26 protein-coding genes and 1 pseudogene are annotated in these 26,557 nt (G+C 57.4%); 16 read left to right on the top strand and 11 right to left on the bottom strand.

Features of this window, described 5'->3' with window-relative positions; all coding sequences use genetic code 11:
* Positions 1 to 228 precede the first annotated feature (228 nt).
* Genes KHU33_RS19250 through KHU33_RS19235 form a run of 4 tightly spaced genes read right to left on the bottom strand, consistent with a single transcriptional unit; the run spans position 229 to position 4,042 of the window.
* Entirely contained in the window at positions 229 to 999 is a 771-nt protein-coding gene (locus KHU33_RS19250) for an SDR family oxidoreductase (RefSeq protein WP_211465857.1), read from the bottom strand.
* A 36-nt stretch (positions 1,000 to 1,035) separates the two neighbouring features.
* Entirely contained in the window at positions 1,036 to 1,746 is a 711-nt protein-coding gene (locus KHU33_RS19245; protein ID WP_211465855.1) for a histidine phosphatase family protein, read from the bottom strand.
* On the bottom strand, positions 1,743 to 2,810 hold the full coding sequence (locus KHU33_RS19240; protein ID WP_211465852.1) for a phosphotransferase family protein: 1,068 nt from the start codon (positions 2,808 to 2,810) through the stop codon (positions 1,743 to 1,745). Before KHU33_RS19240 ends, KHU33_RS19245 begins: the two co-directional genes overlap by 4 nt.
* Entirely contained in the window at positions 2,807 to 4,042 is a 1,236-nt protein-coding gene (locus KHU33_RS19235) for an acyl-CoA dehydrogenase family protein (RefSeq protein ID WP_211465850.1), read from the bottom strand. Before KHU33_RS19235 ends, KHU33_RS19240 begins: the two co-directional genes overlap by 4 nt.
* Positions 4,043 to 4,133: 91 nt before the next feature.
* Here KHU33_RS19235 and KHU33_RS19230 point away from each other — a divergent pair, with 91 nt between their 5' ends.
* Complete coding sequence (locus tag KHU33_RS19230) at positions 4,134 to 5,066, top strand: LysR family transcriptional regulator (RefSeq protein WP_211465848.1); 933 nt, start codon at positions 4,134 to 4,136, stop codon at positions 5,064 to 5,066.
* Positions 5,067 to 5,143: 77 nt separating this feature from the next.
* Here KHU33_RS19230 and KHU33_RS19225 read toward each other — a convergent pair whose 3' ends face one another.
* Positions 5,144 to 6,955: an L-lactate permease gene (locus KHU33_RS19225; RefSeq protein WP_211465846.1), complete on the bottom strand. Its 1,812-nt coding sequence runs from the start codon at positions 6,953 to 6,955 to the stop codon at positions 5,144 to 5,146.
* A gap of 549 nt (positions 6,956 to 7,504) precedes the next feature.
* Here KHU33_RS19225 and KHU33_RS19220 point away from each other — a divergent pair.
* Positions 7,505 to 7,951 (top strand): SRPBCC family protein, encoded by a 447-nt coding sequence (locus KHU33_RS19220; RefSeq protein WP_211465844.1) that lies wholly within the window; start codon positions 7,505 to 7,507, stop codon positions 7,949 to 7,951.
* A 171-nt stretch (positions 7,952 to 8,122) separates the two neighbouring features.
* Here the strand turns inward: KHU33_RS19220 and KHU33_RS19215 are convergent, their stop codons facing one another.
* Entirely contained in the window at positions 8,123 to 8,395 is a 273-nt protein-coding gene (locus KHU33_RS19215; RefSeq protein WP_211465842.1) for a hypothetical protein, read from the bottom strand.
* Between the two features lie 223 nt (positions 8,396 to 8,618).
* On the opposite strand from KHU33_RS19215, the gene KHU33_RS19210 reads away from it, so the two are divergent.
* Both KHU33_RS19210 and KHU33_RS19205 read left to right on the top strand, forming a co-directional pair.
* Positions 8,619 to 9,401: an SDR family NAD(P)-dependent oxidoreductase gene (locus KHU33_RS19210; RefSeq protein ID WP_211465840.1), complete on the top strand. Its 783-nt coding sequence runs from the start codon at positions 8,619 to 8,621 to the stop codon at positions 9,399 to 9,401.
* Between the two features lie 167 nt (positions 9,402 to 9,568).
* The gene (locus KHU33_RS19205) at positions 9,569 to 9,877 is read left to right on the top strand and encodes a panthothenate synthetase (protein ID WP_211465838.1); all 309 of its coding nucleotides are present in this window, start codon (positions 9,569 to 9,571) and stop codon (positions 9,875 to 9,877) included.
* Positions 9,878 to 9,955: 78 nt separating this feature from the next.
* On the opposite strand, the gene KHU33_RS19200 is transcribed toward KHU33_RS19205, so the two are convergent.
* Positions 9,956 to 10,276 carry a type II toxin-antitoxin system RelE/ParE family toxin gene (locus KHU33_RS19200; protein WP_329956086.1) on the bottom strand — a complete coding sequence of 107 codons (321 nt, stop codon included), beginning with the start codon at positions 10,274 to 10,276 and terminating at the stop codon, positions 9,956 to 9,958.
* Complete coding sequence (locus tag KHU33_RS19195) at positions 10,273 to 10,551, bottom strand: ribbon-helix-helix domain-containing protein (RefSeq protein ID WP_211465836.1); 279 nt, start codon at positions 10,549 to 10,551, stop codon at positions 10,273 to 10,275. The genes KHU33_RS19200 and KHU33_RS19195 overlap by 4 nt, the downstream gene beginning before the upstream one ends.
* A gap of 569 nt (positions 10,552 to 11,120) precedes the next feature.
* Between KHU33_RS19195 and KHU33_RS19190 the strand changes: the two genes are divergently transcribed.
* Positions 11,121 to 12,833, top strand: a complete 1,713-nt coding sequence (locus KHU33_RS19190; RefSeq protein ID WP_211465834.1) for an AIPR family protein — start codon at positions 11,121 to 11,123, stop codon at positions 12,831 to 12,833.
* A 120-nt stretch (positions 12,834 to 12,953) separates the two neighbouring features.
* Here KHU33_RS19190 and hpaR read toward each other — a convergent pair whose 3' ends face one another.
* Entirely contained in the window at positions 12,954 to 13,505 is a 552-nt protein-coding gene (hpaR, locus tag KHU33_RS19185; RefSeq protein ID WP_211465832.1) for a homoprotocatechuate degradation operon regulator HpaR, read from the bottom strand.
* Between the two features lie 311 nt (positions 13,506 to 13,816).
* Here hpaR and KHU33_RS19180 point away from each other — a divergent pair, with 311 nt between their 5' ends.
* The 11 genes and pseudogenes from KHU33_RS19180 to KHU33_RS19130 all read left to right on the top strand — a co-directional run bounded on the left by KHU33_RS19180 (position 13,817) and on the right by KHU33_RS19130 (position 24,582).
* On the top strand, positions 13,817 to 14,488 hold the full coding sequence (locus KHU33_RS19180; RefSeq protein WP_211465830.1) for a fumarylacetoacetate hydrolase family protein: 672 nt from the start codon (positions 13,817 to 13,819) through the stop codon (positions 14,486 to 14,488).
* Positions 14,485 to 15,288 carry a fumarylacetoacetate hydrolase family protein gene (locus tag KHU33_RS19175; RefSeq protein ID WP_211465828.1) on the top strand — a complete coding sequence of 268 codons (804 nt, stop codon included), beginning with the start codon at positions 14,485 to 14,487 and terminating at the stop codon, positions 15,286 to 15,288. Before KHU33_RS19180 ends, KHU33_RS19175 begins: the two co-directional genes overlap by 4 nt.
* Complete coding sequence (gene hpaE / locus KHU33_RS19170; protein WP_211465826.1) at positions 15,285 to 16,739, top strand: 5-carboxymethyl-2-hydroxymuconate semialdehyde dehydrogenase; 1,455 nt, start codon at positions 15,285 to 15,287, stop codon at positions 16,737 to 16,739. The genes KHU33_RS19175 and hpaE overlap by 4 nt, the downstream gene beginning before the upstream one ends.
* Before the next feature lie 177 nt (positions 16,740 to 16,916).
* The gene (hpaD, locus tag KHU33_RS19165) at positions 16,917 to 17,789 is read left to right on the top strand and encodes a 3,4-dihydroxyphenylacetate 2,3-dioxygenase (RefSeq protein WP_211465824.1); all 873 of its coding nucleotides are present in this window, start codon (positions 16,917 to 16,919) and stop codon (positions 17,787 to 17,789) included.
* 17 nt (positions 17,790 to 17,806) lie between these two features.
* On the top strand, positions 17,807 to 18,208 hold the full coding sequence (locus KHU33_RS19160) for a 5-carboxymethyl-2-hydroxymuconate Delta-isomerase (protein ID WP_211465822.1): 402 nt from the start codon (positions 17,807 to 17,809) through the stop codon (positions 18,206 to 18,208).
* A 27-nt stretch (positions 18,209 to 18,235) separates the two neighbouring features.
* Complete coding sequence (hpaH, locus tag KHU33_RS19155; RefSeq protein ID WP_211465820.1) at positions 18,236 to 19,039, top strand: 2-oxo-hept-4-ene-1,7-dioate hydratase; 804 nt, start codon at positions 18,236 to 18,238, stop codon at positions 19,037 to 19,039.
* Between the two features lie 11 nt (positions 19,040 to 19,050).
* Entirely contained in the window at positions 19,051 to 19,851 is an 801-nt protein-coding gene (locus KHU33_RS19150; protein ID WP_211465818.1) for an HpcH/HpaI aldolase family protein, read from the top strand.
* 114 nt (positions 19,852 to 19,965) lie between these two features.
* The gene (locus KHU33_RS19145; protein WP_211465816.1) at positions 19,966 to 21,354 is read left to right on the top strand and encodes an MFS transporter; all 1,389 of its coding nucleotides are present in this window, start codon (positions 19,966 to 19,968) and stop codon (positions 21,352 to 21,354) included.
* A gap of 51 nt (positions 21,355 to 21,405) precedes the next feature.
* Positions 21,406 to 22,347: a 4-hydroxyphenylacetate catabolism regulatory protein HpaA gene (gene hpaA, locus KHU33_RS19140; protein ID WP_211465814.1), complete on the top strand. Its 942-nt coding sequence runs from the start codon at positions 21,406 to 21,408 to the stop codon at positions 22,345 to 22,347.
* Positions 22,348 to 22,440: 93 nt separating this feature from the next.
* A complete protein-coding gene (gene hpaB, locus KHU33_RS19135; protein WP_211465812.1) occupies positions 22,441 to 24,027 on the top strand; it encodes a 4-hydroxyphenylacetate 3-monooxygenase, oxygenase component in 1,587 nt (528 codons plus the stop codon).
* 31 nt (positions 24,028 to 24,058) lie between these two features.
* A pseudogene (locus KHU33_RS19130) lies at positions 24,059 to 24,582 on the top strand (flavin reductase).
* 78 nt (positions 24,583 to 24,660) lie between these two features.
* On the opposite strand, the gene trpS reads toward KHU33_RS19130, so the two are convergent.
* A complete protein-coding gene (gene trpS / locus KHU33_RS19125) occupies positions 24,661 to 25,695 on the bottom strand; it encodes a tryptophan--tRNA ligase (RefSeq protein ID WP_211465810.1) in 1,035 nt (344 codons plus the stop codon).
* 124 nt (positions 25,696 to 25,819) lie between these two features.
* A partial coding sequence (locus KHU33_RS19120) for a Tim44 domain-containing protein (protein WP_211465808.1) occupies positions 25,820 to 26,557 on the bottom strand: 738 nt, incomplete at its 5' end.

Genomic DNA, 26,557 nt, shown 5'->3' with positions numbered 1-26,557 from the left:
ATGAAACAGGCAAAGGCACCTATCTGACCCACGTGCTCAACTGCACTCAGTCTAATCGGCATCACTCTGCCCGACCGCCTCTACATCCTGATTATCCGATGTCGATGCGGCATGCTCAATATACGAGAGTCAAGTTTCGCGATGAAACACCGCGAAAGTTGACTCTGACCCCAGATGACTCTTGCCGTGGCGATGTCATGAATGATGAAACTCTCAATAGTTCAGTATTTAGTTCAGCAAATAACCGCCGTCGACATTCAAACAAACCCCGGTGGTGTAACTGGCCGCAGGCGAAACCAGATATAGCACGGCCCCCGCCATCTCATCCGGCTGGGCCACCCGATTCAACGGAATGTGCTGCAGCGCCTGTTTCAAAATCGCCGGATTGTCGATCAGGGCGGCGGCGAACTTGGTCTCGGTAAAACCCGGCAGCAAGGCGTTGACGCGCACGCCGCTGGCCGCGCATTCCTTGGCGAACGCCTTGGTCATCGAAATCACCGCCGCCTTGGTAATCGAGTAGATGCCCTGGAACACGCCGGGCGTGACGCCATTGACCGAGGCGACATTGACAATCGCCCCGCCGCCGCCCTGCGCCATCAGTTTGGCGCCGTAGGACGACATGAAAAAATAACCGCGGATATTCACATCGACGGTCTTCTGGAAAGCTGCCACATCGGTCTCGGTTATCGGTCCGAAATGCGGATTGGCGGCGGCGTTATTCACCAGGATATCCAGCCGTCCGTGCTTGCTGCCAATCGCCTGGTACAAGGCCTCGATCTGCGCCATCTCGCCGATGTGGCAAGCGATGGTCTCAGCCGATCCGCCGGCGGCCTGAATCTCGGCCACCACTTTGTCGCACGCCTCCGCCTTGCGGCTGGAGACGATCACATGCGCGCCCTGCTGCGCCAGGATTTTGGCAATCGCTTCACCGATGCCGCGGCTGGCGCCGGTCACCAGCGCGATCTTGCCTTTAAGATCAAAAATGGTTGTACTTGTCATGTCTCTGTCTCCGCCTATTGATTAGTGTTAGATGACTCAGCGATAACTCACCAAGCCTGGATCGCACGCGCTTTCCAGATGCGCAAAACTGTTCAGATAACTCAAGCTGACACGGCCCGGGCGATATAGCAGCTTGGTCACGCCGGTATTCACCAGCGACCAGTTCAACTCGAAAATCTGCCGATCCGGAATCGCCAGCAGCTGCTGGCAAATCACGCTGATCGGACCGCCGGAAGTAAACACCCAGACCGACTGACCCGGGCCGACCTGCTCCAGCAGCCGCGCCAAAGCGTCACTGCAGCGCACCTTGAAGAGCGGCCACGGTTCGCTATAGTCGCCGTCATGTTCGCCGCTGACCCAGCGCGCCACCGCCTTGGCAAACACCTTTTGAAATGCGCGCCCGCGCTGTTCCTGCTGCGCCATGTATTCCATGAACACCGCGTGATCAGCAAACTGCGGCATGTAGCGCAACAGCACTTGCAGGTGATCGAATTCGTCGAATCCGGGATCGTGCAGAACCTGACGCTCCGCTTTAGTTTCCGGCATGGCTGCCAGGCAGGCCTTGCTGCTCTGCTGATGGCGCCGATGGCTGCCGGTGACCAGCAGCGGCATATTCCGATCCTGGCCGGTCTTTACCAGCCACTGTCCCAGCAACGCGGACTGACGCATGCCCAGTTCCGACAACTGATCGTAATCGGCTGCGCCAAAGCTGGCCTGGCCATGCCGCACCAGATAGATGCTGCTCATAGGTCCGATTGCGCAATCAATTTCTTGCAGCGCTGTTCCAGATAATTGGTGATGTGGACAAAGAATGCAAATTGCGGATTCTTGGTCTGCCCTTGATGAAAGCGGTAATAGATTTGCTGCACGATCACGGCCAGCCGGAACAGGCCGTAGATTTCGTAGAAATCGAAATGATCGGTGCGGTAGCCGGTCTTCTCGCCGTAATAGGCAATCACCTCCTTGCGCGTCAGCATACCCGGCAGGTGTGTCGGCTGCCGTCGCATCTGCTTGAATTGCGGCTCGTCGTCGGCTTGCACCCAGTAGGCCAGCGTATTGCCGAGATCCATCAGCGGATCGCCGAGGGTCGCCATTTCCCAATCCAGCACGCCGATCACATGCAGCGGATTGTCGGCATCGAGCACCACATTATCGAAACGGAAATCGTTGTGGATCAAACAGGTCGCAACGTCGGCAGCCGGCATCTTGTCGTTCAGCCAGCGCATCACCTCTTCAAAATCCACCGCGTCATCAGTGCGCGCCTTGCGATAGCGCTCGCTCCAGCCGCTGATCTGGCGCTGCACATAACCTTCGCCCTTGCCCAGATGCGCCAGGCCGGCAGCCTGATATGCAACCTGATGCAAGGCGATCATCTTGTCGATCACGTTCAAGCAAAGTTGGCGCGTATCGGCCTCGCTCAGCGCCAGACCATCGGGTAATTTATCGCGCAGGATGATGCCGCGCAGCCGCTCCATCACATAGAAATCGCTATCCATCACGGCGCGATCCTGGCAAGTTGCGAACACGCTTGGCACATAGGGATAGACCGGCTTCAGTTCCGCCATGATATTGGCTTCGCGCAGCATGTCGTGGGCCGATTTGGCTTTAGCGCCAAACGGCGGCCGCCGCAGGATCAGCTCACGCTTGGGGTAACTCAGCAAGTAAGTCAGGTTCGATGCGCCGCCCGGGAACTGGCTCACCGCCGGCAAGCCTTCAAGGCTGCTGTCGACGCCTTTCAAAAAAGCCGCAATCTTTGCCACATCCAGTTCCTCGCCGCTGCGCACTGCGCCGGCTTGATCGATCAGCGTCATGCCGGTTCTCCTTGTGCGGTGAACTTGGCGGCTTGCGCTTTCAACTCCAGCTTGGCGATCAAGGCGCGGTGCACTTCATCCGGGCCGTCCGCCAGGCGCAACACCCGGGCGTAGGCAAACAAGGCCGTCAACGGCAAGTCGTCGCAGACGCCGGCGCCGCCGTGGATCTGAATCGCCTGATCGATCACCAGTTGCGCCACGTTCGGCGCCACCACCTTGATTTGCGAAATCTCACTCATCGCCGCCTTGGGGCCGACGGTGTCCATCATCCACGCCGCCTTCAAGGTCAACAAACGCGATTGCTCGATCGCCATGCGGGCGTTGGCGATGATGTCGGCATTGCCGCCGAGATCGGCCAGGGGCTTGCCGAAAGCGCTGCGCGTCAAGGCTCGTTTGCACAGCATCTCCAACGCCACTTCAGCCGCGCCCAAGGCCCGCATGCAGTGATGAATCCGGCCCGGCCCGAGACGGCCCTGGGCAATTTCAAAACCGCGCCCCGGGCCGGCGATGATATTCGCCAACGGCACGCGCACATTGGTGAAACTGACTTCGCCATGGCCGTAAGGCTCATCCAGGGCGCCGAACACCGGCAGCATGCGCTCGATCTTCACGCCCGCAGTCGCCATCGGCACGATCACCATCGAATGGCGCGCGTGCTTGGGGCCGTCCGCATAGGTCAAGCCCATGAAGATCACGAACTTGCAGTTGGGATGGCCGATGCCGGTGCTCCACCATTTGCGGCCGTTGAGCAGCACCTCATCGCCCTCGACAATGGCGGTGGCGCGCATATTGGTGGCGTCGCTAGAGGCGACATCCGGCTCGGTCATGCAAAACGCCGAACGGTACTCGCCGGCCAGCAAAGGTTTCAGCCATTGTTCCTGCTGCGCCGGCGAGCCGTATTTGGCCAGCACTTCCATATTGCCGGTGTCGGGCGCATTGCAGTTGAAGACTTCCGGCGCGATGAAGGAGCGGCCCATGATTTCCGCCAGCGGTGCGTAATCGGTATTGCTGAGCCCGGCGCCGAATTCGTCATCCGGCAAGAACAGATTCCACAAACCGGCCTCCTTGGCCTTGGCTTTCAAGGCCAGCATCGCCGGCGGCACGTTCCACGGCAGCGGGCCGCGCTTGAGCTGGCTGAAATACTCGGCTTCGGCCGGCAACACATGCTCGGCCATGAATGCATTGAGCCGGGCCATATAGTTGCGAGCCCGGGAAGAATAGGCAAAATCCATGACGTCCTCGATGGTTGAATCAGTCCAAAGAGTGTGCCGCAAGCTCTATAATTCATCAAATGAATGATTTATATAGATAACAATTAATATCATGCATATCAGCCGCATCGACCTCAATCTGTTCGTGGTGCTCGACACCATCTACGCCGAAGGCAATATCACCCGCGCAGCGAAAGCGCTCAGCCTGACCCAGCCGGCGGTCAGCCACGCCCTGGCGCGCCTGCGCGAACTGCTGGGCGATCCCTTGTTTATCCGGCAAGGCAGCAACATGCTGCCGACGCCGATGACGCGCTCGCTGATCGGCCCGGTGCGGCAAGCGCTGCAAACGCTGGAAGTCAGCGTCAAGCACGGCAACCAGTTCGATCCGGCCAGCAGCCGCCGCAGCTTCAACCTGGGGTTGCCGGGCGTGCTGGAAGCACGGCTGCTGCCGCCGCTGATGCAACTGCTGCAAACCCTGGCGCCGATGGTGGAAATCAATTCGGTACGGGTCGAGCGGCGGCAACTGGAATCGGAACTGGCGGCCGGCACGCTGGACATCGCCATCGACGTCTTGCTGCAACGCCCCGGGGAAATCCGCAGCACACCCTTAGCGCGCGATGCGCTGGTCGTGGTAGCGCGCCAGGATCATCCTGCGCTGCAAGAAGGACTGGGGCTGGATCTGGAAACCTATCTGGCTCAGAGCCACGTCCTGGTATCCTCGCGCCGCACCGGCCCCGGCGTTGAAGATGTAGAGCTGGCCCGTATCGGCCGCCAGCGCCATGTCGGCCTGCGCTGCCAGCACTATTACGCCGCCTGCCAGGTAGTCAGCGCCTCCGATCTGCTGACCACCATGCCCGAGCACTACGCCCACATCGCCAACATCAACCTGCCGAACAGGATCTATCCGCTGCCGCTGCCGACGCCGCCGTTGGATGTTTATCTGTATTGGCATGAGAATGCCGAGTTGGATCCGGCTAATCGGTGGTTGCGGGGGGTGTTGGGGCAGGTGTTTCCCGAGCATGGACGGATGGCGGCGGGTGGGTAGCGCTCAGATCGCGTAAGTAATGCATTGGGCCAATCTCCCGCCAAACTGCGGCATATCGCTAGAACCATGCGCAGGCCTCACTTGGGCAGTGGCGGTATGGGAATCGCACCGGGGAAGACATAGGCTTGCAGCATAGCGATCGCACCGATCACCGCGGCGCCGGTGATCGAGTACCAGAACACCTTGCGGAAAATCGGTCCGAGCGCGTGCGCGCGCTCGTGCGGATCGTCGTAACATGCGGCGCAAGCCACCATGATGGACTGCGCGTCGATCATCTTGCCCATGACGCCGCCGGTTGAATTGGTCGCCACAATCAGAATCTCATTCAGATGCAGCTGTTGCGCCGTGATTCGCTGCAGGCTGCCGAACAAGGCGTTGGACGCCGTGTCAGACCCGGTGAGGAAGACGCCCAGCCAGCCCAGATACGCGGCAAAGAACGGATACATCACGCCCGCGCCGGTGAAAGCCAGCCCCAGTACCGCGTCCGTGCCCGAGTAACGGGTAAGAAACCCGAGTCCCAACACCAGAGCAATGACCACAACGGGCGTCGCCATGCGGCGTCCGGTGCGAACAACGGCGTCTTTCCACTGCGTCGCGCTCAGCCTGAGAACCAATCCGGATAGTATCGCGGCAACGAACACGCCGGTCCCTGCGGCCGACAGCCAGTTGATGACGAAGCGCGCCGCCTCGGGCTTGGCGCTGGCCGAGACCACCGGCGGGGTACGCTGTACCAGGTTGTGCAGCGCCGGCATATCCCATGCCGGCAAGGACAGCGTCCCCGTAAACGGCGAGCCCAGGAGCGTGGTCTTGAATGTGATGCCGGAGAAGAGCGCATTCAGATAGTTCTTCCATGCGGGCATGCCCCATACCGCGCAGCAGATGACAAGGATGGTCCACGGTAGCCAGGCGTAGATTGTTTGCCCGACACTGTACGAGTATTTCCAGGCGCTGCGGTCAGTCGTAACGGCCGCGGGCTTTCCGGCTTGCGCGAGCGCCTCGCGCTCCGACTTCAGGAGAAAACGGGTCTTCGGATGCCAGACAAAACGCAGGAACAAAGCCGTGCAGATGACGGAGAAAACGCCCGATACTACGTCGGTCATCAAGTGGAATTGATTGGTTCCCGAGGCGAAATACTGCATCAGCGCGAACGACCCGCCCGCGCACAGCGTAGCTGGCCACACCTCGAAGGCCTCCTTCCATGTGCCACCCTCCATCTTTACGAAAACAGCGACCAGCCAGAATGGAACCAGGATTGATACCCAGGGTAACTGACGACCTGCCATGGTGGAGAGCGTGACCTGGTCCAGGCCGCTCACGGAAGCCAGCACGACGATGGGTGTGCCAATCGCCCCCCAGGCGACCGGGGCGGTGTTGGCCAGGAGATTCAGCACGGCGGACTGGAACGGTTTGAATCCCAGGCCCACCATCACGGCGCCGGCGATGGCCACCGGCGTGCCGAAGCCCGAGGTTCCCTCGATGATCGCGCCGAACGAAAAAGCGATCAGCACGCACTGGAGCCGCCGGTCGAAGGAGATCTGAATAATGGATTCCTTCACAATCTCGAACTTCCCGGTGAGCACGGTCATCGTGTAGAGGAACATCGCGCCCAGAATGATCCAGATGATTCCCAGGAATCCCGACAGTGAGCCCAGCGCGAAAGCCGACGCTGCCGAAGCAAGCGGCATCTTGAAGGCGACGCAAGAGACGATGAAGGCGGCGAGCACACCGCACAATGCAGCATAAGGAGCGGAGATGCCCAGACGCTTCGTTCCCTGGGCGTCGCGATGCGGATGCAGGGCAATGAAGTACAACAGAACGACAATCGGCACAGCTGCTACCAGAGTGGAAAGGAACACGTTTCCCATCGGATCGTAACTTTGATAGTACATAAGTCCTCCTACCGACGGAACTACGTGGCGCTTATTTCCAGGGAACACAGCCAGTGTTCTTGTCCCCTGACGGCGCTCCGGTCCAGAACGCGTGGCGCTGACCTGCGTATATGCGCGGGCAGCGTTGCCTGAACTACGCTCAACGCGCATGACGCGATTTACGGTCGTTGTCTTAGGCATCCAAACCGGATTTTTCCGATCATTCAATTATCACTTTATACATTATTCTATGCCTGTCAATCGCCGTCGCGCTTTTTGAAAAATCCTTGGAGAACCGCTTCTGGCCATGAGCTGGCGGTCACGCATGTGACCCTAAACCAGCCATTCAGACGCCTCAGGTGTATGCTCATACCGTAAATCCTGATTTGCTGCTTTTCACAGAAATTTAGTAGAGTACAAAATAGTAGCGAGACACCGGAAACGCAGGCAATAAGCCGGTCTCTGACCCTCAACCGGGGCGGAGTCATACCGCAGCACCTGGAGTTATCCAGCAAAACTGCGTCCCATATCAAAGTTAGTCATCACATCGCAGGGAAAGGCAAAGGAATCATGGCTACGAACACAATTCGGTTTCATCGCGTGCTCCGAGCACCCCCGGAGAGAATCTACCGGGCGTTTCTTGATGCCGACGCGATGACTAAATGGCTTCCGCCAAATGGTTTCACTGGCAAGGTCCGCCATATCGATGCCACAGTCGGTGGCACCTATAAAATGTCGTTTACAAACTTCGCCACGGGAAATAGTCATTCCTTTGGCGGAGAGTATCTTGAGCTAATACCTCACGAACGAATTCGGCATACGGACAAATTCGACGACCCTAATTTGCCGGGGGAAATGCAGACGACAGTTTCTTTACAAAAAGTCTCCTGCGGCACTGAAGTAAACATTGTGCAAGAAGGCATACCGGAAGCCATTCCGCCTGAGAATTGCTATCTCGGGTGGCAGGAATCGCTCACTCTTCTTGCGCAATTGGTTGAGGCTAAGATTTCTGAGTAATAAGCTGGCGAGCCGATGCCTGGGCGTTGAGCGTCCGCTTTCTTCATCCATGGCTGACTGGATTGGCCCAGGTAGGACGCCGACACTCTGAGCATCAATTACCTGCTTCTGAATGACAAACCCGCTGAGGTCACTAAAGCTTGGTTGCAACGCCATCGCTTGAGGTGAAGACTATTTTTTTGCGTGACCCGCGCTCATCATGGCGACATGCAGCATTTTTGTGAGTGCTTCAATTAATTGCGGCGAACTCTTGCCCAATTCTTCCGCTTGAATGATTTCCTCAATTAGTTGTCTTGCTTTTGGACTTAAATGCTTGGTGCGCTCGTCTAGTCCTGACGCATTTTCATCTATCTCCATGAAGTGAAGCGGATGTTTGCCGACGGCGTGCGCGAATCGTACCAGCGTGTCTTTGGCGATACTGCCGGTAGCTTTCCAAGCAACCACGGTTTGCGAGCTGACACCAGCCCCTTATTCCCGCCCAAACTCTAAAGCAATGCTTTACTTTTTTATAGTATTGATTGACCCGCATGTTTTCATGGAGACTAAAGCAACGTTCGGAGGAGAAAAAGTGCGAATAAGGCTTTGATCCAACAAATTGCCGACGTCATCAAAGGTGAGTGGCAGTGCATCTGCATTGCCTGCAACCGAAGATCACAAGGAGACCACGATGAGCCAACTGTCAACCTACTTCCCTCTCAAAAACAAAGTCGCCCTGATCACCGGCGCAGCGCGTGGCATGGCGCTGCATATCGCCTGCGCACTATCCGCCGCCGGTGCACGTTTGGCGATTCTGGATGTGCACGAGGGCGAGGGCCGCGCCGTCGCCGGTTTGCTCGGCGGTAGGCAGGGCAAGGCGAAATTCTGGAAACTCGATGTCAGCGACAGCAACGCGGTGCGTAAGACGGTAACCGCTATCGACACACATTTCGGCCGGATCGATATCCTGATCAATAGCGCCGGTGTCGATGCCGATAATCCCTACGCAGAGAACCTGCCGCTGCGGCAATGGGAAAGGGCCTTACAGCTCAACGTTAACGGCAGCATTGTGTGCAGCAAACATGTGTTGCCGGCGATGGTGCGCGCCGGCGGCGGCGCTATTGTCAATGTATTGTCGCTCTGCGGCATGGCCGGCAAGCGAGAGGATTCAAGCGATCATGCGTCGCAAGCGGCGCTGCGCATGACTCGGATCAACGCCAAACGTTATGCCTCGCTGAATATCCGGGTGCATTCCGTCCAGCCCAGTGTGATCAGGCCGCCGGCACTGGCGGCGATGCTGCGCAAGCAGGGCGATCTGAGTCAGGCCTTGGCCGACCGCGCCGAAGTGGAGCTGCGGGTAGGGCGCGGCTCGGCCACCGATGTCGCAGCGGCGATCTTGTATCTGGTGTCGGATGCGAGCCACTTTGTCAGCGGCAGCGAGCTAGTGATTGATGCTGGGTATGGCGGACGGTAATGCACCGGGAGTGACGCAAGCCATTTGATTCCCTAAAGCAAGCAGATTAGTTCGAAATGACAGGTAGCTAAATTAGCGAGAAAACCTAGAATGGAAACTAGCTTTGCGGGAGCTAACCACAACCTTTGACAAGGAAGTCATCAAACAAAATCACTAAGGAGACAATCATGCGGATGCTATTGAATGTCAGGTTTCCCAACACCGAATTCAACACTGCTGTCAGGGACGGCTCTGCCGGGAAGAAAATGGGCCAGATTCTGGAAGAGTTAAAACCGGAAGCGACTTACTTCACCGAACAGCACGGCCAACGAACCGCCCTCCTGATCGTCGACCTCGACGCCCCTTCGAAAATCCCCATGCTCGCGGAACCGTGGTTTCTGACCTTCAATGCCAGTGTGGAATTAAGAGTGGTTATGACGCCGGAAGATTTGAAAAAAGCCGGGCTTGAAGAGCTGGGCAGAAAATGGGCGTTTTAGGGTGTCTCTACAAACGGCTGCGCAAGGCGGTCTGGGAATTGCGGTACTCGCATCCATCGTTTCTATTTCCTGGGGAAATTACCAGTCGTCAAGGTTGAACTGCAAGGCAGTTTCATAGTCCTGGCCGCCGTAGAAAACACCAATGATAGATACTAGATCGGCGTCCACGGCGAACGCGATCACGGCATGCTTTTTGTAGTTCGTGATACGCAAACCAGAGCGCACGTCATCGCGGCAAGTGCCGCGATGCGGAAAGTCCCGCAAACTTTCGCAATAGGCGACGATGGAATTGACATAGCGCTCGGCAACCCCGGGCGAAGCTGCGGCCGCTATGTAGCGATACAGCGCGGTCAGTTGTTCCTGCGCTTCTGGCGTGAATATAACGGTGGGCCGGCTCACACTTTTGCAATGGCCTTCTTGTGCTCGGCCGCAAGCGTAGCCCGCACTTGGTCAACACTGACTGCCCGCGCCGGGTCAGCCTTCAGCGCATCATAGGCCGGCCCCACAGTTTGCTGCAGCCAACTATCTACAGCCCGATCGCGGGCTATCAGAGCGCGCAAACCGTCCCGGATTACTTCACTTTCGGTGGCGTACTCGCCAGCCGCGACTTTGCTTTTCACAATGTCAGCCATCTCGTTCGGCAGGGTGATACTGAATTGCTGGGTTGTCCGCATGATGGGCCTCCGTTGAGCCAATAGGATTAAATCCTATCACACTAATGAATTCGTGCAATGTCCGTTTATCGTAAGGGGTTGAGTTGATTTGGGACATGCATATTCGTACACATCCTGTTGGATCAAGCCACAATTTATACCACCGTATCCCTTCAGTCTTCATTACATATGCCCTGTCAGATTTGATCCGAACTACCCCAGACCTGAAGAAGTGAAATCGGCCAATCGCGGCAAGTCGATCATTCAATACTGAAGGTTTGCATAAGACTGGAAGCAAACATCCAACTTCGAGAGTGAAGGACGCTGATCGGCCAAACGTAGAGGTTCGCTGCGCACTAAATTTGGTGTAAAAAATTTTCATGGCTACATGCGTGCATTTCTGTCACTCTATTGAGAGGCACTCTGTTGCCGTATTCGCATCTGTTATTTGATTTGGTGAACGGTGTCGTTTGAGGATCGAAACACGATGCTGCTTTCCAAAAGATCGATTTCATTTATCAGGTGTTCGTATCCGTACACTCGTGGTTCTCGAACTTTGATACGTTCCTTTAAACATTCAGGACAATAAAATGAAAGACGAAATTCTCAAGAGCTACATCAAGGACTTCTCCGAACAAAGCGGTATTGATGAACGTCCAATCGAAGATCAGTTCGAGCGATTCGTGAATTTTTGCATCATCTCTAAGCAGTATCCTCGGGAATTCAACTATGAGGACTTGTCAGTTGGCGGTGGCGGCGATTCCGCGCTTGACGGAGTCGCCATAATTGTCAATGGAAACATCGTCCAAACTCCTGAGGAAATTGAGTTTTTCTTGGCGAAGAACGGTTCATTGGCAGTCTCGTTTTCATTCATTCAATCAAAAACTTCAGCAAAATTCAACGGTGCCCAAATCCTTAATTTTTTGGCTGGGATTAAAAATTTCTTTGCAGACAAAACTCACATTCCTGAAAACCAGGATATACAGGCTCTTCGAGCTGTAAAGAACAATATCTATAAGCACAGTATTAAGATGGATGCAGCACCGACACTAAACCTCTTCTTTGTCACAACTGGCGAATGGAAGGAGCCGGAACACATAAATGGCCTTGTAAATTCGGAACTTGAAGTGCTCCGAAGTCGCCGGCTATTTAGCGCCATTGAATTCGAATGCGTAGATGCTGAACGTCTTAAGCAGATGTACAGAGAAATCCAAGGCCGATCGATGAAGGAGATCGAACTTCCAGCACTCGTTCCTTTACCTGGGATTGAGGGAGTACGCCAGTCATTCGTAGGTAGCGTCTCAGCAGTGGAGTATATGAAATTAATAACCGACTCAGACGGCAATCTTCAGAAGAACCTTTTCTACGATAACGTTCGAGACTATCAGGGCAACACGCCTGTAAATCTTGAAATTGACAAAACACTAAAATCCGGCAAAGGTCAAGCCGCGCTGGCCATATATAACAATGGCATTACCATCATTGCAAAGAAGGTTGAGCGTATCAGTGGGAAGGTCAAACTTACTGACTATCAAATCGTTAACGGATGTCAAACCAGTCACGTTCTGTTCGAAAACAGGGAACAGCTTGACGCAGGTTCACACATAGTCATAAAGATCATTGAAACCGTCGAGCCAGAGGTGGCGGTTAATGTAATCAAGGCCGCAAATCGTCAAACCGAGGTTAAGGTCGAGGCGTTTGAATCCTTATCCCCATTTCACAAAGATCTTGAAGAATATTTCAAAGCAAGGGCAGCTAACCGAAAATATCCGATCTACTATGAACGGCGTTCCAAGCAGTACGATAACGTCCCTGGTATCCGAAATAATCAGGTAATGACGCTTTCGGCACAAATCAAAGCGCATGTATCTGCCTCGTTAGCTCAGCCACAAAGCACGCATCGATATTTCGGCGAGATACTCGATAGCAATCGAGGTCGAATGTTCGTTCAAGGCGATACTTTTGAAAAATACTATGCCGCTGCTGCACTGCTAAACAGAATCGAGGGGCTATTTCGTAAACGCACTATTAAGCCACGTTACAAGCTATTCAAGTTCCATCTGATTTTCATGGTCTATAACTACTTTATTAAGTTGATGAACGTAAAAAACGCCCCGGACTTTGACTCGATATGCAACTCAATTGACGACAACAAAATCTTAATCCCGGTTCTAAATTCTGCATGTGAAAGCATTGATCTTGCACTGAAAAAGCTGAAGCTGTCGCACGAAGATGGTATTCGCAGCAAGGCACTAACGGATCTACTGGCCAAGGAGCTAGCTGTCGCGTCCCAAGGGACTTGACCAAGAATCCGACGGCCTGCACAAACCACCGTGCAGGCCAGTGATTTTGAGCGTTGAGCGACCGCTATGGCTTGCGGATTCAACCGATATCAACTTGTAACTTGCATCTCGGCCTTATTCTTAACCCTTAGCCTTGACCGGCTTTTTCCTGACGCCGATCCGAGCGGCAGTTGGCGCAGATTTTCCGCCATGCTCCTGCCCCGCATCCACAACCGCATTCTTATCAAAAGCCGGCAACTCAACCAGCGTCACCGGCAAATCCTGCTGCGCCAGAAAATCATCCAGCGCCCGATACAAATGCTGCACGGTGTCAGTGCCGACTGCCGACTCGATATGGGCGTATTGACGCTCGATCAAGGGTGCGATGGCGCTGACCAGCGCGCGACTCTTGGGCGTCAGCGAGACCATGATGCGGCGCTGGTCGGAATCTACCCGCGAGCGCGTTACCAGTTGCATCTCTTCCATTCTGGCCAACACGCCGGCCAGGCTGGGGCTGACGATCTGGCAGGCTTCGCAGATCTGCCATTGTTCCATGCTCTCTTGTTCGCTGAGTTCGCGGATGATGCGCCATTGCTGCTCGGTCAGGCCGTGGTAATTGAGAATGCGCCTGAATTTGCTCATCACGCATTCGCGGGCTTGAAGCAGCAGCAGTGCAAGATTGCGGTGTTCCAAAAAAATCTCCTCGGTGTTTAGGGCTAGCCATGAGAGGCGGCTGCCAAGCGCGATGACGAAACTGGCCGCCGTTGCTCCTGGTGTATTTACTTCAACTCTACTTGCTGCAACGCTATCGATGCCCGATTTTTCATTGATAAATAAATCGGGATTGCGGTTGACACACTAACATATTAGTAATTATATTAGCTAACATATTAGATAACTACCGAATGCCGCCAAGAGCAGATCGCATCACTTGAAGACCGCCGCAAACACGCGTGGCTATGTTTGCAAGCGCTTCCTCTTCTTACAAAAAGGCGAAAGTGGAGATGAGACCAGATAATTTTCCTTCCCAGATCACGGGCACCGTTTACGGCGTCATCTTGAACGACAGCGGATCGCTGCAGCGCATCGGCGCGGCGTTGACGGAAGCGCCATACAAAGGCGCGCCTAAAGCTCCGGTGCTGTACATCAAACCGGCCAATACCCGCGTCGGCGGCGGCGCTGCAATCAGCTTGCCGGCTGGCGCCAACGCGGTTGAAATCGGCGCCACCATCGGTATCGTGATCGGCGCGCCGGCGGCACGCATCACACTAGAGAATGCTTCCGCGTCGATTGCCGGTTATGTCTTGGTGGCCGACTTGAGCCTGCCGCACGCCAGTTACTACCGCCCGGCGATACGCGAGAAATGCTTCGACGCTTCCTGCGTCATTGCCAGTGATTTGCTTCCTTCAGAAAAATTCGCGGAACTGCATACGCTGCAGATAGCGACGCACATCAACGGCAAGCAAGTCGACAGCTGGGCGCTGGCCGATCTGCTGCGCAGCATCCCGGAGCTATTGCGCGATATCAGCGAATTCATGACGCTGCAACGCGGCGACTTGCTGCTGGCAGGCGTCAAATGGCAGGCACCGCAGGCGGCACAGGGCGACCAGGTGAAACTGGTAGCAGCCGGTTGCGGTGAATTGAATTTCCGGATTGCAGCAGGGAGCGACAAATGAAGCCGAGCAGCATTGACAACACAAGACGCGGCCGGATTTTCTTCAACGGCGCAATCCATGAGGTGCGGCCCGCAGGCGAGGGACGGATTGCGCTGGCCGATGGCCGCATCCTGGCCGAGGCGGAGGCGCACTGGCTGCCGCCGATAGTGCCTGGCGCCATCTTTGCGCTGGGTCTGAATTACGCCGATCATGCGCGCGAACTGGCGTTCAAGGCGCCCGAGCAGCCGCTGGTTTTCTTGAAGGGGCCGAACGCCTTGACCGGCCACCTGGCCCATTCGCGCCGCCCTGCCGACGCCACTTACATGCATTACGAGTGCGAGCTGGCAGTGGTGATCGGCAAGCAGGCCCGGCAAGTCAAGCGCGCCGATGCTTTCCAATACGTGGCTGGGTACACCGTCGCCAACGATTATGCGATCCGCGATTATCTGGAAAATTATTACCGCCCCAACCTGCGCGTCAAGAACCGTGACGCCTGCACCCCGCTCGGCCCGTGGCTGGTGGACGCAAGCGCCGTGCCGGAGCCAGGCAATCTGCGCCTGACCACCACCGTCAACGGCAAGCTGACGCAGGACGGCAATACCCGCGACATGATTTTCGATATCCCGGCCTTGATCGAATACCTGTCCGCCAGCATGACTCTGATGCCGGGCGACGTCATCCTGACCGGCACGCCGGAGGGTCTGGCCGATGTGGTGGCCGGCGACCGCGTGGTGACTGAAATCGAGGGCGTCGGACGGCTGGTCAACACCATCGTCGACGACGCCGCCTACTTTAACCCCGCAGCTGGAGCAACCGCATGATCAAACATCTCATCAACGGCAAGGAAGTCGAAAGCCGCCAGACTTTCCAGACTCTGAACCCCGCCAATAATGAAGTCATCGCCGAAGTTGCCAACGGCGGCGAGGCTGAAGTCGCAGCGGCGGTGCAAGCGGCAAAAGACGCTTTCCCGGCCTGGGCCGGACGGCCGGCCAAGGAGCGCGCGGCATTGATGCGGCGGCTGGGTGAATTGATTACCGCCAACGTGCCCGAGATCGCCGAGCTGGAAACCAGGGATACCGGCCAGGTGATCGGCCAGACCAAGAAGGCGCTGATTCCGCGTGCCGCCGATAATTTCCATTTCTTTGCCGAGATCGCGGCGCACATGGATGGCGAAAGTTATGCCTCGGATACCGGCCATCTCAACTACACCATGTGGCATCCAGTTGGCGTCTGCGCGCTGATCTCGCCGTGGAATGTGCCGTTCATGACGGCTACCTGGAAAACCGCGCCCTGCCTGGCGCTGGGCAATACCGCCGTGATGAAGATGTCGGAACTGTCGCCGCTGACTGCCGACATGCTCGGTAAGCTGATCCTCGAAGCCGGCATTCCGCCGGGTGTGTTCAACGTGGTGCACGGCTACGGCAAGGAAGCCGGCGAGCCGCTGATCCGCCATCCCGATGTGCGGGCGATCTCTTTCACCGGCAGCACCGTGACCGGTAATCGCATTGTGCAACAGGCAGGTTTGAAGAAATTTTCGATGGAACTGGGCGGTAAGTCGCCATTCATTATTTTTGACGACGCGGATTATGAACGCGCACTGGATGCGGCAATCTTCATGATCTTTTCCAACAACGGCGAACGCTGCACCGCCGGTTCGCGGATACTGGTGCAGCGCGGTATCTACGACAAGTTCGTTGCCGATTTTGCGGCCCGTGCGCAGCGCCTGGTAGTGGGCGATCCGACGGACCCGCTGACCATCGTCGGCCCGATGATCAGCCGCGCACATCAACAGAAAGTGGCGCATTACATCGAGCTGGGCAAGGATGAAGGCGCCACCGTGGTGTTTGGCGGCGGCAGCCTGGAGTTGCCGTCGCATTTAAAAAACGGCAACTGGATTCAACCGACCGTGTTCGCCGATGTCGACAACCGCATGCAGATCGCGCAAGACGAAATTTTCGGCCCGGTGCCTTGCTTGATTCCGTTCCACGACGAGACTGAAGCTCTGCGCATCGCCAATGACACGCCTTACGGTTTGTCATCCTATGTCTGGACCGAAAGCACCGGCCGCGCCCTGCGCATGGCGCGTGGGATTGAAGCCGGCATGGTGTTTGTGAACAGCCAGAACGTGCGCGATTTGCGGCAGCCGTTCGGCGGCGTCAAGGCCTCTGGCACCGGCCGTGAAGGCGGGCATTTCAGCTTCGAGGTATTTGCTGAAGCGAAGAACGTTTGCATCTCCTACGGCGATCATCCGATTCCGCGTTGGGGTGTTTGAGATCTATGAAGAGTTTCAAAATTCATGACATCGCCACGGCAAGAGTCATCTGGAGTCAGAGTCAACTTTCGCAGTGCTTCATCGCGAAACTTGACTCTGACCCCAGTTAGCTGCGTTGGTTAAGCGCAAGCCGGGAAAAGCTGGTTCAGCAGGTGATAAAAACAAGGAGGAGCACAGATGGGCAAGCTGGCGCTAGCGGCAAAAATTACACATGTGCCGTCAATGTATCTGTCTGAATTGGACGGCCCGCATAAGGGCTGTCGCAAGGCGGCGATCGACGGCCATATCGAGATCGGCCGCCGTTGCCGTGAATTGGAAGTCGATACCATCGTGGTGTTCGATGTGCATTGGCTGGTCAATGCGGAATATCACATCAATTGCGCGCCGCGTTTCGAGGGCGTCTACACCAGCAATGAGCTGCCGCATTTCATCAAGAACATGGCGTATGAATATCCGGGCAATCCGCAACTCGGCCACTTGATCGAGAAGGTCGCCAACCGGATGGGAGTGAAAAGCCGCGCACACAGCGATACCACCCTGGGGCTGGAATACGGCTCTCTGGTGCCGATGCGCTACATGAACGCCGACCAGCATTTCAAGGTGGTGTCGGTGGCCGGCTGGTGCGTCTGGCACGATCTCAAGGAAAGCGAGCGCTTCGGCCTGGCGGTGCGCAGGGCGATCGAAGAGGAGTACGACGGCACGGTGGCGGTATTTGCCAGCGGTTCGCTATCGCATCATTTTGCCGAAAACGGCACCGCGCCTGAGTATATGCACAAGGTGTTCAATCCTTTCCTGGAAACCGTGGACCGCGCCGTGGTCGAGATGTGGCGGCGCGGCGACTGGAAAACCTTCATGGAGATGCTGCCGATGTACAACGACAAATGCTGGGGCGAAGGCGGCATGCACGACACCGCGATGTTGCTGGGCCTGCTGGGCGGAAAACATTACGACCAGGGCGTGGAAATTGTGACGCCGTATTTCGGCAGTTCCGGCACCGGCCAGATCAATGCCATCTTCCCGGTGACGCCGTTGAATCTGCACACATCGTAAGCCGATAGGGAACCGACATGCCACACCTGACCCTGGAATATTCCGCCAATTTGCGCGAACGCGGCAACTTCCCTGCCCTGTGCCGCCAGCTGGCAGCGGCCTTGATTGCCCAGCAAGCCGAAGGCAAGCCGGTCTATCCGATCGGCGGCGTGCGGGTACGGGCGCTGGCTGCTGAGGATTATTGCATTGCCGACGACGCCGCTGATGCCGCGTTCGTCCACGGCACATTGAAAATCGGCGCGGGCCGCACGGAAGCGGTCAAGCAAGCCACCGGCGATGCGCTGTTCGAAGTAATGAAAACGCATTTCGCCGAGTTGTACCGGCAAACCGGGCTGGCGCTGTCGCTGGAAATCAATGAGTTCAGCGAAGCCGGCAGCTGGAAACATAACAATCTGCATGCGCGTTACCGCAAGACTTGAATCCTCTTGATTTCTGAAAGACCATCTATGCTGCCAATCGATACCCTGCACGAGCTCGCATTACAGTTGCACCGCGCCGAAAAATCGCGCACGCCCTTGCGCCACTTTTCCAAGCAATATCCGCAAATGACGATAGAGGATGGTTACGCCATCCAGCGCGAATGGGTCAAGCTGAAGCTGGCCGAGGGACGCGTTATCAAGGGCCGCAAGATCGGCCTGACTTCGCGTGCCATGCAAAAATCTTCGCAGATTACCGAGCCGGATTATGCACCACTGCTGGATGACATGTTCTTCGAGCAGGGCGGCGATATCCCCTTCTCGCGCTTCATCGCGCCGCGCCTCGAAGTCGAGCTGGCGTTCGTCCTGGGCAAGCCGCTGAAAGGCCCGGGAGTGACCATGTTCGATGTGTTGGCGGCGACCGATTATGTGACACCGGCGATCGAAATCATCGATGCCCGTATTGAACAATTCGACCGCGAGACCAAGGAGGCGCGCAAGGTGGCCGACACCATTTCCGATTTCGCCGCCAACGCCGGCGTCGTCCTCGGCGGCTTGCCGGTGCGGCCGCACGATGTCGATTTACGCTGGGTCGGTGCGATGCTGTACCGTAATGGCGTGATCGAGGAAACCGGCCTGGCCGCTGCGGTATTGAATCATCCGGCCACCGGCGTTGCCTGGCTGGCCAACAAGATCGCGCCTTACGATGAACAGCTGAACGCCGGCGACGTGGTGCTCGGCGGTTCGTTTACGCGGCCGGTACCGGCGGCTATCGGCGATACTTTTCAAGCTGACTACGGCCCGCTCGGGCAAATTGCTTTCCGCTTCGTATAAGGAGTTTTCATATGAAAATGCCACCGAATCTTTTCAAGCAGGCCTTGCGCCAGCAGCAGTTGCAAGTGGGGCTGTTCCTCGGCCTGGCGAATCCGCTCAGCGCCGAGATCCTGGCCGGCTGCGGTTACGATTATTTGTTGATCGACGCCGAACACGGCCCCAACGATTTGCGTTCGGTGCGGGCGCAATTGCAGGTGTTGGCGGCTTATCCGGTACAAGCCATTGTGCGGCCGCCGAATCACGATGCGGCATTGATCAAGCAATTGCTCGGTGCTGGCGTGCAAACCCTGCTGCTGCCGATGGTCGAGAGTGCTGAACAGGCGCAAGCGCTGGTGCGCGCGATGCACTATCCGCCCAAGGGCATACGCGGCGTCGGCACCGGCCTGGAACGCGGTGCGCGCTGGAATGGCGTCGACGATTATTTCCAGCAGGTCGAGGCCGAGCTGTGCCTGATCGTCCAGGTTGAATCGGCTGCCGGGCTGGCGCAGCTGGAGGCGATTCTGGCAGTCGACGGTGTCGACGGCGTCTTCATCGGTCCGGCCGACCTGGCGGCGTCGCTAGGTTATCTGGGACAGGCCGGGCATCCAACCGTCAAGGCCGCCATAACCCAGGCCCTGGCCACTATCAGCGCATCCGGAAAAGCTGCTGGCATCTTCGCTACCGATGCGACGCTGGCGCTGGAATACCAGGCCGCCGGTGTCTGCTTCCTGGCCATCGGCGCCGATACCGGCGTATTGCGTAGTGCGGCTATCAGGCTGCTGGATAGCATCAAACCCGGAGCGGCGAATAACGAGCCGGGAGCCGCCTATTAAGACTTGTATTGGCGCTTTATAAATTATTGCTGCAAAACTCAGCGCTGCAAAACCCATGCAACGGCTCAACAACATGACTTCAGTCAGAACCGAGCCAGAATCCGAGGAGACAAAATGCATAACGGAAAAGCCGCCCCTGCCAGTCAGGGCATAGGGGCGTCGTTCGCCCCGCAATCGGCGGCGCACGCTGCCGGCGTTGAGCTGCAACAGCAGGTGGTCAAGAAAATATCCAGAAGGCTGCTGGGCTTTTTGTTCACGCTGTTCGTATTCTCTTTCCTGGACCGGATCAACATCGGTTTCGCCGGCCTGACCATGGGCCATGCGCTGGGCCTGACGGCGACCCAGTTCGGCTTTGCCACCACGGTCTTCTACATCGCCTACGTGCTGTGCGGCATGCCGAGCAATCTGATCCAGGCCAGGGTCGGCGCGCGGCGCTGGATGACCATCATCATGATTGCCTGGGGCCTGGCGTCGACCGCCACCATGTTTGCGCATGACGCCCGCTCGCTGTACATATTCCGGATCGTGGTCGGCATCACCGAGGCCGGCTTTCTGCCGGGCATGCTGCTCTACCTGACTTACTGGTTTCCTGCCGTCTACCGGGCGCGCGCCAATACCCTGTTCATGATCGCCATGCCGGTGACTACCGCGCTCGGTTCCGTGGTTTCCGGCTACATCCTGGGCCTGGACGGCGTCCACGGCCTGGCCGGCTGGCAGTGGCTGTTCCTGCTGGAAGGCTTGCCGTCGATCTGCCTCGGCTTCGCAGTCTGGTTTTATCTGGACGACGGCCCGGCCAAGGCCAAGTGGCTGAGTTCTCAAGAAAAGGATTGCCTGGCCGCGATGTTTACCGCCGAGCAGCGCGAGAACGCGGCCAAGCTTGCTGCAGCAGAACGCAAACGCCCGAGCAGCATGCTCAAGGAAATTTTCAGCCCCACCATCCTCAAGATCGCGCTGGCCTATTTCCTGCTGGTGAATACGCTCAGCATGGTCAACATCTGGGTGCCGCAGATCATCAAAAGCTTCAACGCCGGCAGCAGCAACGCCAGCATCGGCTTGCTGACCGCCATCCCGCAGCTATGCACCATCGCCGGCATGATTTACTGGGGTGTCCGCTCCGACCGCAAGCAGGAACGCAAATGGCATATCGCGCTGCCGATGCTGTTTGCCGCCGCCGGCTGGCTGACTACCGCGCTGGCCGCCGATCCGCTGCTGCGGCTGCTGGGTTTGTGCATGGCCTCGACCGGCGCATTTTCGGCCATGGCGATTTTCTGGACTGCGCCCGATTCCTTGCTATCCTATGGCGCACGGCCGCTCGGAATTGCCTTCATCAACGCCACCGGCAATATCGGCAGCGCCTTGAATGCAGTATTGATCGGCATCCTGGTGGATCTCAGCCACAGCTTTACTTCCGGCCTGTTGTTCGCCGTAACGGTGCTGGTACTGGGAGCGTTGCTGCTGCTGACCTTGCCGATAGTATCGGCAAAGAAAGCCGCGGCCGGATAATTTCTTGATCCGGCGCGCGGTACAGTACAGGCGAGGCGAAGTGAGACGACTATGCCAAAAGACAAGGCCGCTGCTAAATCCGCTGTTAAGTTAGCGCATGCATCGATTCCCAATATCGACCTGGGCCGCACCTTCGATCTGCGCTATGAAGACGAGGAAGTGCATTACGAGGCGCTTGAAAAGCTGGCGGCATTCTTCGGTCGCAACATGCTTGCCCATCGCCATGACCGGGTGTTTCAGGTTCATTTGATTGAAAACGGTGAAGTCAGGCTGCATCTGGACGATCAGTTCTACCATGCACGCGCACCGCTGTTTTTCCTGACGCCGCCGTCGTACACACATGCTTTCGTCATCAGCGAGGACGCCGCAGGCCATGTGTTATCAGTGCGCCAGCAATTGATCTGGCGCCTGTTCGACAGCGATCCCAGCAATCTGCTCAAACAAACGCTGTCGGTCCCGATGTGCGTGGAGCTGGACGCCGCTCAGACCGGCCCTGAGCAGCTGCTGACCGTCTTTGCGCAGCTGCGCGAAGAGTTCAGGCAGCAGGATATCGGCCGCGAACTGAACCTGCTGGCGCTGGCCCGGCTGGCATTTGTTGCCATGGCGCGATTGTCGGCACAGCCGTTGCCGAGCAAGACCTTGCGTCAGCACGATGTTCAGGCTTTCCACAATTTCAATCAATTGATCGAAGCCCATTTCCGCCAGCATTGGCCGCTGGATCAATACGCCAGCAGCTTGAACCTGACTGAAACCCGGCTCAACGATATCTGCCGCAGGGTGGCCGACGTGCCTCCCAAACGGCTGGTGCACGAACGGCTGTTGCAGGAAGCCAAGCGCCAGCTGCTGTTTTCGGCGCAACCGGTCTCCGAGATCGCCTACGACCTGGGGTTCAAGGACGTCTCTTATTTCAGCCGTTTCTTCCGCCAGCATACCGAGCTTGCGCCCGGCGAATGGCGGCGCGCCGGCGTGCAGGGAGCAGCGCGGCAGTCGTGAAAAGTACCAGCGTTTCCTGCTTACGTGCATTGGGATTTGGCGCGAAAGATTGCACCATGGTGTCAGTCCAAAACCAATACCGAGGAGACAGAAATGACATCACGCGACCTGCCGTTGCCCTATCCGGAAGACTTGCGCACCGAAAAGACGCGGCCTTTCACCGGCGCCGAATATCTCGAATCCCTGCGCGACAATCGCGAAATCTATATTTACGGCGACAGGGTCAAGGATGTCACCACCCACCCGGCCTTCCGCAATTCAGCCGCCTCTATCGCCCGTCTATACGACGCCCTGCACGATCCCGCAACCAAGGATGAACTGTGCTGGCAGACCGATACCGGCAACGGCGGTTACACCCACAAATTTTTCCGCTACGCTCGCAGCGCCGCCGAATTGCGCGAGCAGCGCGATGCGATTGCCGCCTGGTCGCGCCTGAGTTACGGCTGGATGGGCCGCACGCCTGACTACAAGGCGGCTTTCGGCAGCGCGCTGGGCATCGTGCCGGAGTTCTACGGCAAGTTTGCCGATAACGCCCGCAACTGGTACAAGCGGATCCAGGAGGCTGGCCTGTACCTGAATCACGCCATCGTCAATCCGCCTGTCGATCGCGACCAGCCGGTCGATCAGGTGCGCGATGTGTTCATGACAGTCGATCGCGAAACCGAGGCCGGCATCTATGTCAGCGGCGCCAAGGTGGTAGCCACCAACTCGGCGCTGACCCATTACAACTTTATCGGCCAGGGTTCGGCCGGGCTGCTGGGCGACAATACCGATCTGGCGCTGATGTTCATCGCCTCGATGAACACGCCGGGCATGAAATTGATCTGCCGCCCGTCTTACGAATTGACCGCCGGGCTGGCCGGTGCGCCGTTCGACTACCCGCTGTCGAGCCGCTTCGACGAAAACGACGCCATCCTGATTCTCGACGATGCCTTTATCCCCTGGGAAAACGTGTTGATCTATCGCGATCTGGAGCGCTGCCGCAGCTGGTTCCCGCAAGGCGGTTTCGGCCGCTTGTTTCCGATGCAGGCTTGCACCCGGCTGGCGGTCAAGCTGGATTTCATCAGCGCTTTGCTGGTCAAGGCGTTGAAATGCACCGGCAGCTTCGAATTCCGCGGCGTGCAAGCCGCGGTCGGCGAAGTGCTGGCCTGGCGCAATACCTTCTGGTCGCTGACCGACGCCATGGTGGGCAGCGCCGACCCGTGGCAGAGCGGTACCTGGATGCCCAGCACTCAGGCACAGCAAGCGTATCGGGTGCTGGCGCCGCAGGCCTATACCGCGATCAAGAAAATCATTGAAGAGATCGTTGCCAGCGGTTTGATTTATTTGCCGTCCGGCGCACGTGATTTGAAGAATCCTGTCATCAATGAGTATCTGGCGCGTTATGTGCGCGGCTCCGGCGGCATCGATCATGTGGAGCGCATCAAGATCCTGAAACTGTTGTGGGACGCCATCGGCACCGAGTTTGGCGGCCGCCATGAATTGTATGAAATCAATTACGCCGGCAGCCAGGACGAGATCCGCATGCAGTGTCTGCGGCATGCCCAGGGTTCCGGCGCGCTGGCGAAGATGACCACGATGGTCGATCAGTGCCTGGCCGATTACGACCAGAACGGCTGGCTGGCGCCGCATTTGCACAATAGCGACGATATCAATGTGCTCGACGGCATACGCCAGTAGCCGCAGGTTCAGCGATCAATCGGAGATCAATATGGATCCTATCGAAAGCCGGCGCGGTAAATTCCGCAACGCCATGGCGCGCCTTGGCGCAGCCGCAAACGTCATCACCAGCAACGGCCCGGCGGGGCGTTGCGGCATCACCGCCACCGCGGTCTGTTCAGTCAGCGACACGCCGCCGACGCTGCTGGTTTGCCTGAATCGCAGCAGCGCCATGAATCAGGTTTTCAAGCGCATGGCGATCTGTGCATCAACGTGCTCAATGCCGAACAGGAAGTGCAGGCGCGGCTGTTTGCCGGCATGACGAATGTGGCGATGGAGAGCCGTTTCAGCAGCGAGCATTGGGGTGAAGATGGCAGGCAAGTGCCGCTGCTGAAAAAGGCTTTGGCTAATCTGTCCGGCCGGATTACGCGCAGCGAAGAAATCGGCAGTCACACCATCATGATTGTCGAGATACAGGAGCTGGACTTGCAGGAAGAGGGAGCGGATGGCTTGGTGTATTTCGACCGCCTGTTCCATCGGGTGCAGCGCAAACAGGCGGCGTTAGTAGAAAATTAAATCTGACGGGGGAAAACCACGCCTTCTTGTCGTCCCCGCGAACGCGGGGACGACGGAGGAGTTTGAAAAATTGCTTCTTTAGAAATAAGTCAAACCAAGCGCTGCTTTAACCTCATTCGCAGTTTGCGCCGCTACCTCACGCGCCTTGGCGGTACCGTCTTTCAAGATTTGCATGACATGGCCGCGATCCTTGGCCAGCTCTTCGCGCCGCGCACGGATCGGCGCCAGCAAATCCTGCAGACAGGTTTCCAGACGCGCCTTGACCAGGCTATCGCCCAGGCCGCCACGCACATAATGCGCCTTCATCTCGGTCAAACCGGCTTGATCGGGATCGAAGGCGTCCAGGTACAGGAAGGCGACATTGCCTTCGATATGACCGGGATCTTCCACCCGCAGATGCAGCGGATCGGTATACACCTTCTTCACCGCGGCACGGATTTCATCGGCAGTGGCGCCCAGGTTGATGGTATTGCCGAGCGACTTGCTCATCTTGGCTTTGCCGTCGATGCCCGGCAAACGGCCGATCTCAGGCACCAGGGCTTTGGCCTCGACCAGCACGTCGCGGCCGGCGATGCGGTTGAAACGGCGCACGATTTCATTGGTTTGCTCGATCATCGGAATCTGGTCTTCGCCCACCGGCACCAGCGCCGCCTTGAACGCCGTGATATCGGCGGCCTGGCTGGCCGGATAGGTCAGGAATCCGGCCGGAATATCGCGCTCGAAACCACGCAGGCGGATTTCTTCCTTGACCGTGGGATTGCGCTCCAGCCGCGCCACCGTGACCAGGTTCAGGTAATAGAAGGTGAGTTCCGCCAGTTCCGGAATCTGCGACTGGATCAGGATCGTCGACAGGCTTGGATCGATGCCGACTGCCAGGTAATCGAGTGCAACTTCCACCACATTGCGGTGCACCTTGTTGGTATCGTCCATATTGTCGGTCAGCGCCTGGGCGTCGGCCAGCATGATGAATTGCTTATAAGTGTGCTGATAGGCGACGCGGTTACGCAAGCTGCCGACGAAATGGCCCAGATGCAAGGGGCCGGTCGGACGGTCGCCGGTCAAAATCACGGCGGAACCTGGAGACGTCGCGGACAAAATCGCTGGCAAACTCATTGAAATTCCTTTAGCAGTATCCTGAAAACCCCGTATTGTGCCATTAGTAGCCTGTACCGAAAGAAAAAGCCGCCGGCAATTTCTCGCCGGCGGCTTTTGCGTTTCAACTACCTGAAGGCTAATTTCAGCTGTTTTGCTCGACTTGTTCTATCCCCGCCAGTATCCAGCCGCCCTGCCCTGCGGTTGGCTTGGACAAATTCCAGACCTCGGCGAACGGTGCTGCAACCGCAGCGCCATCTTCCTTGATCATGCCGGTGAACTTGACGCTGGCCAGGTATTCGGCGTCGATGGTGTCGATTCCCAGCAATTCGGCGTCGAGCGTGACAACGTCGGTGTGGTTGTCTGACGCGCCGCGCTCCTGCAATTGCATGCGCAGCTCGGCAAACATTTCCGGCGTGGTGAATTCACGGATATCGTTGCTGTCGGCCTTGTCCCATGCGGCTTGCAGACGCAGGAAATAGGTCTTGGAATGACGCAGGAAGCCGGCGGTATCGAAGTCGGCAGGCACACCCCAGGCTGCAACTCCGGCGGCCGCGCCACCTGTTGCCGCCGCGGCTGGCGCTGCATCGAAGGCGGTACGTTGCATAGGTTGCTCAACCCGCGAAGCGATTTCCGGCGTGAAGCTGGAAGGCGCTGCAGCAGCATACGCAGGCCGCATGCCATTGTTGCCGGCTGCGCCATTGCCCATCTTGCGGCGCACCAGCTTGTAAATGAACATGGCGGCAATCGCGAACAAGGCGATCATCAATATATTGCTGATCATGCCGGCCATTGCACCGCCCAAGCCCATGCTTGACAGCAATGCGCCCAGACCCAAGCCCAGCAAGGCGCCGCCCAGCATGCCTTTCCACATGCTAGGTTT

This window comes from Collimonas silvisoli (assembly GCF_018305005.1).
In the GTDB taxonomy this organism is placed as follows: domain Bacteria; phylum Pseudomonadota; class Gammaproteobacteria; order Burkholderiales; family Burkholderiaceae_D; genus Collimonas; species Collimonas silvisoli.
Note: the sequence above shows the minus strand (reverse complement) of the source record. Positions and strands in the feature narration are given on the sequence as shown.